10 protein-coding genes and 1 tRNA gene are annotated in these 10,162 nt (G+C 38.3%); 4 read left to right on the forward strand and 7 right to left on the reverse strand.

Annotated features, from left to right (window positions below):
• Together RLO81_RS20135 and RLO81_RS20140 are read left to right on the forward strand one after the other, a co-directional pair.
• On the forward strand, positions 1-526 hold a 526-nt coding region (locus RLO81_RS20135; RefSeq protein WP_350116187.1), incomplete at its 5' end, for an arylesterase.
• A gap of 69 nt (positions 527-595) precedes the next feature.
• Positions 596-666: transfer RNA gene (locus RLO81_RS20140), tRNA-Cys, on the forward strand.
• A gap of 358 nt (positions 667-1,024) precedes the next feature.
• Here RLO81_RS20140 and RLO81_RS20145 read toward each other — a convergent pair.
• The 7 genes from RLO81_RS20145 to RLO81_RS20175 form a co-directional block, all read right to left on the reverse strand.
• The gene (locus tag RLO81_RS20145) at positions 1,025-1,576 is read right to left on the reverse strand and encodes an REP-associated tyrosine transposase (protein ID WP_350116190.1); all 552 of its coding nucleotides are present in this window, start codon (positions 1,574-1,576) and stop codon (positions 1,025-1,027) included.
• Positions 1,577-1,733: 157 nt separating this feature from the next.
• A complete protein-coding gene (locus RLO81_RS20150) occupies positions 1,734-3,641 on the reverse strand; it encodes a RecQ family ATP-dependent DNA helicase (protein ID WP_350116193.1) in 1,908 nt (635 codons plus the stop codon).
• A 23-nt stretch (positions 3,642-3,664) separates the two neighbouring features.
• Entirely contained in the window at positions 3,665-4,618 is a 954-nt protein-coding gene (locus RLO81_RS20155; RefSeq protein ID WP_350116196.1) for a histone deacetylase family protein, read from the reverse strand.
• Positions 4,567-5,340 (reverse strand): enoyl-CoA hydratase/isomerase family protein, encoded by a 774-nt coding sequence (locus RLO81_RS20160; RefSeq protein WP_350116199.1) that lies wholly within the window; start codon positions 5,338-5,340, stop codon positions 4,567-4,569. The genes RLO81_RS20155 and RLO81_RS20160 overlap by 52 nt, the downstream gene beginning before the upstream one ends.
• A 3-nt stretch (positions 5,341-5,343) precedes the next feature.
• Positions 5,344-7,422 (reverse strand): ComEC/Rec2 family competence protein, encoded by a 2,079-nt coding sequence (locus RLO81_RS20165; RefSeq protein WP_350116202.1) that lies wholly within the window; start codon positions 7,420-7,422, stop codon positions 5,344-5,346.
• Position 7,423: 1 nt separating this feature from the next.
• Positions 7,424-7,861 (reverse strand): GNAT family N-acetyltransferase, encoded by a 438-nt coding sequence (locus RLO81_RS20170; protein ID WP_350116205.1) that lies wholly within the window; start codon positions 7,859-7,861, stop codon positions 7,424-7,426.
• On the reverse strand, positions 7,858-8,808 hold the full coding sequence (locus RLO81_RS20175; RefSeq protein ID WP_350116208.1) for a PhoH family protein: 951 nt from the start codon (positions 8,806-8,808) through the stop codon (positions 7,858-7,860). Before RLO81_RS20175 ends, RLO81_RS20170 begins: the two co-directional genes overlap by 4 nt.
• Positions 8,809-8,941: 133 nt before the next feature.
• On the opposite strand from RLO81_RS20175, the gene RLO81_RS20180 reads away from it, so the two are divergent.
• Together RLO81_RS20180 and RLO81_RS20185 are read left to right on the forward strand one after the other, a co-directional pair.
• Complete coding sequence (locus tag RLO81_RS20180; RefSeq protein ID WP_350116211.1) at positions 8,942-9,712, forward strand: SAM hydrolase/SAM-dependent halogenase family protein; 771 nt, start codon at positions 8,942-8,944, stop codon at positions 9,710-9,712.
• Between the two features lie 85 nt (positions 9,713-9,797).
• Positions 9,798-10,091: a putative quinol monooxygenase gene (locus RLO81_RS20185; protein ID WP_350116214.1), complete on the forward strand. Its 294-nt coding sequence runs from the start codon at positions 9,798-9,800 to the stop codon at positions 10,089-10,091.
• Positions 10,092-10,162: the final 71 nt, after the last annotated feature.

Genomic DNA, 10,162 nt, shown 5'->3' on the forward strand with positions numbered 1-10,162 from the left:
CGATAGTCTTACTGCAGGTTATGGTTTATCTAAAGAACAGGCCTTTCCTGCACTAATTGAAGAAAAGCTAAATGAAGGATCAAATGATTACGAGGTAATTAATGCAGGACTCAGTGGAGAAACTACTGCTGGTGGCCTTAATCGGTTAGATTGGATTTTAAAGAAGCCCGTAGATATTTTTATTCTTGAGCTTGGAGCAAATGATGGATTAAGAGGTCTACCGCTTGAACAAACTAAAGAAAACCTACAGGCTATTATTGATAAAGTAAAAGCTAAAAACCCCGGTGTGAAGCTAGTTATTGCCGGTATGATGGTGCCACCCAACTTAGGCGAAGAATACACCACCGAATTTAGACGAATTTTTCCAACGCTCGCAAAGAAAAATAATGCCTTATTAATACCCTTCCTGCTTGATGGTGTTGCAGGTAATGAGCACCTGAACCTGGCTGATGGAATTCACCCCAATGTTGATGGCCATAAAATAGTAGCGGAGACTGTTTTAAACGCAATAAGGCCAATTCTTTAATTATAAAAGAGAATAAAGTATTGATGTAAAAGCAAAGAATGCATAAGTTTGCGACTTCATTTGCATGATGGCGCTGTGGCCGAGTGGCTAGGCAGAGGTCTGCAAAACCTTCTACAGCGGTTCGAATCCGCTCAGCGCCTCTAAAACCTCACTGATTCAGTGAGGTTTTTTTGTTTTAAGAAATATTTAAAAAACGAAAACTGGCGCAAGTTTAAAACTTGTGTCCTTAGATGAACATCAGGGTTTGTAACCCGGGCATTTTACCTTAATTCGTCAATATTTGATAAAATCAATTGAAGCCCAATAATTGAGTAAGATTATATTTTTATTTTGTTCCTAATTTATCGAGTCACAGACTCTCAATACCATTTATGAGCACAAGTCGCAGACTTGCGCTATTGTTTTCTAAAGATCTGGTCACAACTGGCGCAAGTTTTTAACTTGTGACAAACTATGACAATAAGGGTTTATAACCCGGCAATTAAGGGTAGATTTTTATTATTGGATAAAGCTAATTTTAATCATGCCTGTTCTACCTGAATAATCTCTAGCGCTACTATATAAATAGTTTTCAGCTTCATCAACAATGCCTGCTTCAACAGGGTTATTATGGATATAGGTCAACTTTTGATCCATCATTTCATTTGAATTGAGTTCGATTGGATGGTTATCTTGCTGCCAGAATTGAAAGTCCTTATTATTACTATTTCTTTTACCTGCAGAACTAAATAGCCACAACATCCAATTCTTCCGACTTTCCTGAGGATTATCCTTTATCAATTTTATCAACTTTTTAGATGTGTGTTTTTTCAAATCTCTTAGAATATCTTCTTGCTTGAAACCATCTTCGGAGGATATAATCAAATGCACATGATTAGTCATAATACACCAAGCATAAACTACTAAACCTTTATACTTTTGACAGTAGGTTAGGCTTTCAATTAATACATCTTTATAAATATTGCGTGTAAAAACATCAATCCATTCCACTACCGAAAAAGTAACAAAGTGAAGTTTGGTTTGGTCTCTTATTTTATATTTTACACTCATTTAGTTTTTAATTTGTTTATCGAGTCACAGACTCTTGTTTTCATTTTTAAGCACAAGTCGCAGACTTGAGCTAGTTTTGTTGTATGATCAACCTTACTAAGGTTTCAAACCTTCGTAAGGTTAACTCCAATTTTGTCGCTGATTTACACTAGTATTGCTATGCCTTCCTCAACAACCAATGTTCATCATACTCCAGCTCCCCTGTATCTACCATCTGCCTGATAGTCTCAAGGAATTCCTCTTTATCTTTGGGGTTGAGTTGTTCTAACAACTCATCAATAACCCAAGATTTTGATTCTGTTGCAGCCAGAATCTGATGGTGATACTGATGCTGTTCATGAATATGTTCTTTTTTCTTCTTGGCAATGCACACATCACAAACGCCACATTCGTCATAAGTGTGTTCTCCAAAATAGTCTAATAGCTGGGCCGTTCTGCATCTTTTATCATCTAAAGCGTAATCTATTATGGCATTCATTTTAGCATGAGCTAATTCAGAACGCTGCTTTAACCGTGAATGATTAAGAGGCAGATTTTCAGCTGCATGCCTTTGTTCAATAAACACAACCTGTGGACTATCCTTTTGCTTCTCATAGGAGATGATTCCCAGCTCATCCAGCTTTAGCAGGGAAGATACAATGATGGGCTCATCTGTCTGCAGAAATTTGGCAATCTGCAATTCTGATATTTTTAAATAGTTGGAAAACAACTCGCCCCCATAAATTCTGAGTATCGCTTTTATCAGTGGATCATATTTGGCATTGGCAATTTGAAACTCATAAAGTGCTTTGTTATCAACTACAAAACTCAGGCGGGAGGGTGAATAAAAGCCTTCATTGAACTGAAGTAATTCTTCATCCTCGAGCTTTTTTAAGGCATTATATACCTCTAAATGGTTTAATTTATAGTTTTCTGAAAATTGGTGTAAATCAAAATCATAATTAATATCTCCACCACTACCTACTGCCAGTTTATAGTAATTCGCCAGCGATTGATAGACTCTTTTTAGCATTTCAGTACTTGGATGTTGCAACCGCACTCGCTCCTTTAGCTCCAGAATGTCAGCCTTGTTTAATATGATTAGCGCAAAGGCCTTTTTCTCATCACGCCCTGCCCTACCAGCTTCCTGATAGTATGATTCCAAATCCATTGGCAGGTTCATGTGAATTACGAACCGAACATCGGGCTTGTCGATACCCATACCAAACGCATTGGTAGCTACCATCACCCGCACTTTATTCTGAACCCACTTTTGCTGTTTTAAACTTCGCTCTTCATGCCTAAGTCCTGCATGGTAGAACTCGGCTGACATGCCGTTTCTATATAGTAATGTGGCTATTTCTTTTGTGGCCTTTCGGGTATTTACATACACAATGGCCGAACCATTAACACTCTTCAAAGCAGAAATAAGCTTCTTCTCCTTGTCATCAACGCTCCTCACTGAGTAGCTCAGGTTTTTACGCGCAAAGCTTTTCTCAAATAACTTCCCTTGATTTCTAAATTCAAGCTTGTTTCGTATGTCCTCCCTTACTTCATGTGTAGCTGTGGCCGTTAGTGCTATTACAGGAATATCTGGTATCAGTCTTCTAAATTCAACGATGTCCAAATACGATGGTCTGAAATCGTACCCCCATTGAGAAATACAGTGCGCTTCATCCACAGCGATCAGGCTGATATTCATTTTAAGAGCCCGCTCTTTAAATAAGTCGGTAGTTAATCGTTCTGGAGAAACATAAAGGAATTTCACATCTCCATAAATGCAGTTATCTAAGTTCAGATCAATTTCTCGCTTATTCATTCCTGAATTAATTGCTACTGCCTTGATTCCTCTCTTTTTAAGTTGCTCCACCTGATCTTGCATGAGTGCAATAAGTGGCGTGATGACAATGCAAATGCCTTCTTTAGCCAAAGCAGGAACCTGAAAACAAATCGACTTGCCACCTCCTGTTGGCAATAGTGCCAACACATCTTCCCCTTCCAATACGGCATGGATAATATCCTCCTGTAGCGGACGAAAGGTATCGTAGCCCCAATACTTTTTTAATATGGCGTGAATTTCTGGCACTTATTCTAAATTAAGAATACTAATTAAGATTGAAACAAATCAAGACCCACTCTCACTGTATTGCAATGTGCCTCAACCAGGTTTGTGAATTTGGCAGAATAACCGCCTCCCATTGTAACTGCTAACGGTATGCCGTTGTGTTTAGCACAATTTAAAACAAATGAATCCCTCTGTTTTACCCCTTCTTTGGTAAGTGCCATTTTGCCCAGTCTATCACCTTCCATTACATCTACTCCTGACTGATATAAAATAAAGTCAGGGCTTACTTTCTCTATTAAATATGGAAGCACTGTTTGAAGTTTAGATAAATATTCGTCATCACTTACTCTATCCTGTAATTCAATATCTAAATCCGACTGCTCCTTTTTTATTGGATAATTGCCTTTCCCATGCATAGAGAAGGTGAACACTCGGTCTTCTTTTCTAAAGATGTGAGCAGTACCATTTCCCTGATGTACATCTAAATCAACAATGAGAATTTTAGAAGCTAACTTTTGATTCAGGAGATATTTACTGCCAATGGCCAGGTCATTTAATAGGCAAAATCCTTCTCCATGACTTTCATAAGCATGATGTGTGCCGCCTGACAAGTTAATGCCAAGTCCATGATTAAGTGCCTCATCAATAGCAAACAATGTGCCTGCCACACTATTTCTGGCTCTCTTTACGGATAGCTCTGTGAGCGGTAAGCCGATTTTCTTTCGCTCTTTTTCTAAAATAGTAAGTTCATGAAGACTCTTCCAATACTTTTCAGTGTGAGCCTGAAGTATCCATTGTTCATCCACCAAACCCGGGTCTACGATTTGACTTTCTTTTACAGTTCCTTCATAGACAAGCTGCTCCTTTACAGTTTCATACTTATCGATGGGAAACCGATGACCATCAGGAAGTTTATAAATGTATTTATCAGAAAAGGCTAATTTGATCACCAGTTCACTTGCACTTTGTTTAGGAATGCCGCTATTCCTTTTTGGCAATCTTCACTGGCTCTGGCCTTTGCATTCATTTCTGCTGCGTATTGCAGGCCTTCTTCCAAGGTCTTGCTCTGTACCTCGGCAATCATCTGTTTAGTAAATGCCATTGACTGGCCACTATTTTTCTCAATTAGCATTTGAGCGAATTCATTCACTCTAGTCTTGATGTTTTCGGCATCTGAAATTTCGTTGATCAGCCCAAGTTCTACAGCTTTTGCGGCATCAATTAACTCACCTGTAAGTAATAACTGCTTGGATTTGATTTCACCAATTTTTCTAAGCAAGAATACTTTAACAATGGCAGGTATAAAACCGATTCTTACTTCTGTGTAACCAAATTTGGCTTCAGGCACGGTAAACGAAAAATCGCAAACCGTGGCTAGTCCGCAGCCGCCCGCAATGGCATGGCCTTCTATCTGTGCAATTACAACCTTATTTAAGGTGTAAATTTGATAGAACAACTCTTTTAAATGAGAGCTGTCTTCTAAGTTCTCTTCATATGTATTTTTCTGAAGTTGCTGTAAATAAGCTAAATCTGCTCCGGCACAAAATGCAGCTCCGTTTGCTTTTAAAACCACCACCTTTGCTTCTTCATCCATTGAAGCCTGACTAAATGCCTCTTTTAGTTCAGCAACAACCTGATAGTTGAGCGCATTACGCTTATCAGGGCGATTGAGTGTGATATATGCAATTCTATTTTCTACTTCGTACTGTACAAATTCCATAGGTTATATAGTTTGTTGGTAAGCGCCATCATGAAAAACCGAATAAACCGGATAGTTTAATTCTTTCGCTTTTTCAAACAGCGGAGTGGCTCGATAGTATTTAAGCGAGCCGTCCAAAATCAATAAATCAAAGTTTATCATTCCATCTAATAGTGCCAAATCACCAGAAAAGTTATCTGACAAAATCAATAGATTACAATGCTCTGGTATGTTGGTTGATTTTAAATCGATGCGGTCATTCAATATCAATATTTTTTTGTCTTTCCATGCTAACCACTCATATGGAGCTTCTGTTTTTCTTGCACTTAGCATGGAATGAAAAACTCCTGAGCGCAACTGATTGGGTTCAATATGAAAACGCATTTTATCCTGATCATAGAATAAAATAGTATCGGTATAAACTTCTGACTGACCTTTGGAAATAAACTCAATGGAAAGGTGATTATTTACCCGATACACGGTGAGGCTATCCCGCTGAGAATTGGCATAAATATGTGACCATTTTGAAAAAGAGAAACAGAATGATAATGCAAGTGATAAATAAACAAGCTTAGCCGATCTTCTCTCGGTCGCTAATAACAGGCAGAACAGCATTGCTATAATCAGCCATGTTTCAGTCGTGTTGATGTAGATATCTTCAACAATGCTATGGGGTAGTTTTTCTATCCAAAATACAACTTCATTAATAGCAAAAATTAACCACTTTAGTAAGCCCCCAATAAATACCGATAACGGTGCATAAAAACTGGTAACTATGGTTAATATACCACCTAGCAGCACTAAAAATGCTCCCGGTATTACTACCAGATTAGAAAGCAAAAAGAATGTTGGGAATTGATGAAAGTATAATAACCCCAACGAAAATGTGGCCATTTGAGCTGCTATGGATACACTTGTTATCTGCCAGATTTTATCAGCTAAATATGCTTGTGGTATCCATAAATTATACACTTTAGGTTGTATGTAAACAATACCAATGACAGCCAGATAAGATAGCTGAAACCCTACTGACATAATCAGATAAGGATTAAAAAGTAACAACACGAAAGCCGAGGCTGAAAGCGTATTGTAAATATTTGTGGTTCTGAGCGAAGCCTTTGAAATGGCTACAAAAGTAAACATAGTTACAGCTCGTAAAACGGATGGCGAAAAGCCCGTAACAGCAGCGTACGTCCAAAGCAGAAAAACGGTAATAAAAGCAAGGTACCACCTCCCATAATTTGAGGATTGTAGTTTACCGAAAACAAGTAGTACAATGGCATAAATAATTCCCACATGTAGGCCGGAAACGGCTAATACATGCATAGCGCCAGATGCAGAATATGCTTGCTTAATGTCATCGGTTAGGCCATCCTTTACACCTATGATCAATGCCTTGGCTATGTTAAGTTCACGTTCAGTATCAATGGCGTTGGTAAGTACTTCCACCACATAATTTCTCATTTCATACACCTTGGAGAGCATTTGATTACCGTAACCCGAACCAACAATATCCAAATTGTCGCCTGTAGAATAATACTGAAAATCGATGTTTTTGAATGAGAGAAATTGCTTGTAATCAAACTCGCCAGGATTCATCGGACCGTTCAACTCATTGGGTGCACCTTTTATTAAAACAACATCACCATAACTTAATTGAGTCTCAGAATCCTTGCTTAAATAGAGATACAAATTGCCTGTAGCTTCTTTCCAGCCCCCATCATTAATAGAATGTGTTTTTAAAAGGTAACGATGAGTCTTGTCGGTTTCATAGCCAATATCATCAACCATAGCTGTAAAAGCAGAAATTGTATCGAACCTGGAAAGGTGATTGGCCTTTAGTGAATCGTCATTGAGCTTTAGATTGTAGAAACCAAAGGAAGTGATTGTTAAGAATGTGAGAACGGAGAAAATAAGGTTATAACGAACAAACCTCTCTTTTCTTAGGAGAAGGAAACTTACAAAGGCAACTGCAGATAAAGAAGCGGTCAGATAGAAAGCCTCATTAACTGTGAGAACATCACCAACATATACTCCAAGCAGAATTCCAATAATGTAAAAGAAGGTGACCCTTACCAGAGCAAAAGGCAGCCACTTGTACATCTTACAAATATTTAATCATTTTTTGATGCCGGATATCGCACTCCAGAAACTCCTCGCCTACTTCTTTGAACTCAAACTTTTTGTAGAGGAAGACTGCAGCTAATTGTGAGTTAAGATAGAGCATTTGTCCGTTATAATCGGGGTGCGCCTTTATTTTATTCAAAGTGGTTTCCACCAAAGCGCTGCCAATTTTATTGCCTCTGTAGGCTTCCATAACTGCAAAGCGCTCCAGTTTAATGCCATCTTTGGTGAACCTCCATCTACACGTTCCTGCGGGTTCATTATTATAAAGGGCTAGCAAGTGATGTGATTCATCTTCGTATTGATCCAACTCCTCCTCAAAAGGAACGTTTTGGCCTTCAACAAATACAATTCTTCTAATTTCAAAGGCTTGTTTCATCTCCTCTTCTGAGGAAATATCCTTAACAACCAGTGTCATTGATTTTCATTTTTTTCCTGCTCGTCATACGCTGAGATGATCTCCTTCACTAGCTTGTGACGCACTACATCCTTACCAGACAATGCAATAAACCCAATTCCCTTAATGTCTTTCAAAATTCTTATAGACTCAATTAGACCAGATTTTTGCTTCTTAGGCAGATCTATTTGAGATGAATCACCCGTAACAATCACTTTGGAATCAGGTCCCATACGCGTTAAAAACATCTTAATCTGCATAGGCGTAGTATTCTGAGCTTCATCCAACAGAATAAATGCATTATTCAGTGTTCGCCCCCGCATGTAAGCCAATGGCGCAATTTCAATGACATTATTCTCCATATAATAACGCAGCTTTTCCGATGGCACCATGTCGTGCAATGCATCGTAGATCGGTCTTAGATACGGATCAAGCTTTTCTTTTAAATCACCGGGAAGGAAGCCTAACGTCTCCCCTGCCTCAACAGCCGGACGAGTAATGATGATTTTCTTAACTTCTTTATTCTTTAACGCCTTTACCGCTAAGGCAACAGAAATATAGGTTTTACCTGTACCGGCAGGTCCTAAAGCAAATACAAGATCATTCTGCTTTACAGAATATACCAGCTTTTGCTGGTTAATAGTCTTTGGTTTGATAGCTGAACCACGTGTACCATAGATGAGCACCTCCTCTTCATCAGTCAGTCGCTCCTCAACTTCCTGCGCCAGATAGTTTTGCACATTCTCTTCCGTTACTTTACCATATTTATGATAATGCTCAATAAGTGAATGAAGAATCTCATTGATTTTAATAATTTCTGTGGATGTGCCTTTTATGCGAATCTCGTTCCCTCGTGAAACGATCTTGCTTTTTGGAAATGCAGAGGCTACTTCGTTAATGTTTTTGTTTTCTACTCCCAGAAAATCCAGCAGCGATACATTCTCTAATGTGATGACTTTTTCTACCAAAGACTAATTTATTTTATATGGAATTTTTAATGGTCAAAATTTATCTAATTTTGTTCAGCAAAAATAGTGGAATAACCACTGCTGAACAAACGGGAATAAATTTAGTACACAGCCCAAATCTCCAGAAATTTATATGGCCATCATCACATTTTTATCTGACTTCGGTGAAAGTGACCATTATGTAGCAGCAGTAAAAGCCAAAATCCTGAGTAAGAACCCTGGCCAAACCATTGTAGACATCAGCCATCAAATAGCACCTTGCGATATTGCCCATGGTGCCCATGTGTTAAAATCTGTTTTTCGTGATTTTCCTAAAGGCACGGTACATTTGGTAGCTATAAATTCTGTAGGCCAGCAAGGTGACAAATATATTGCTGTAGAATTAGAAGGCCATTATTTTGTTTGTACCGATAATGGTTTACTTGGTTTGATCAGCGAACAGGAAGCTACCGCACAAATAGAAATAAGTACAGATAACCAAACCTCTACTTTTCCTTCAAAATCTTATTTGTCTCAGGTGGCAGCAAGCATTGCAGCCGGTGATGCACTAGAATCGCTCGGTAAGCCTATTGAGCATTTTAAAAAGATGCTCGGCAGACATTTAAAGGCCAATAAAAGCTTGATATCCGGGCATGTGGTGCGGGTAGATCATTACGGTAATTTGATTACCAATATCGATAAACAGACATTTGACATCCTCAGTAAACAAAAAACTTATAACATTAAGTTTGGCCGAGAAAATAGCCGAAGAATACATGAGAATGTATTTACCGTTGATGCAGGAGATATTTTTGTTGTTTTTAATGAAATCGGGTTATTGGAAATTGGTATTAACCAAGGGAATGCATCGGAGTTGTTAGGCTTGAATTATGATAGTCCGGTAATGGTTAATTTTGATGAGTAAAAAAGTTTTAAGTTAAATGTTCTATGTTCAAAGTTGATTATAGCGCATCCATTAAACTTTGAACTTCGAACTTTAAACTAGCAATATGTTAATAAGAGTAGTGCGAATGACTTTCAAAGAAGATAAGGTAGATGATTTTCTAACTGTCTTTAACGAGAGTAAAAATAAAATAAGAAGTTTTCCAGGTTGCCAGCATCTTGAGCTTTTGAAAGATTACAGCCAACCCAACATATTTAGTACCTATAGCATATGGGAAGATGACGATGCCTTGAATGCCTACCGTCATTCGGAGTTGTTTGAAGGCGTTTGGGCCAATACTAAGGCACTCTTTTCGGATAAGCCAATGGCCTTTTCCTCTAAGAAATATATTGAAGTTTGATATTGTATTATAAGGGATGATTAGTCATATTTGCATCCCAATTTCAAACAAGCCCAGGTGGCGGAATTGGT

Origin of the sequence: Fulvivirga sp., assembly GCF_040220315.1 — a bacterium.
Lineage (GTDB): Bacteria > Bacteroidota > Bacteroidia > Cytophagales > Cyclobacteriaceae > Fulvivirga.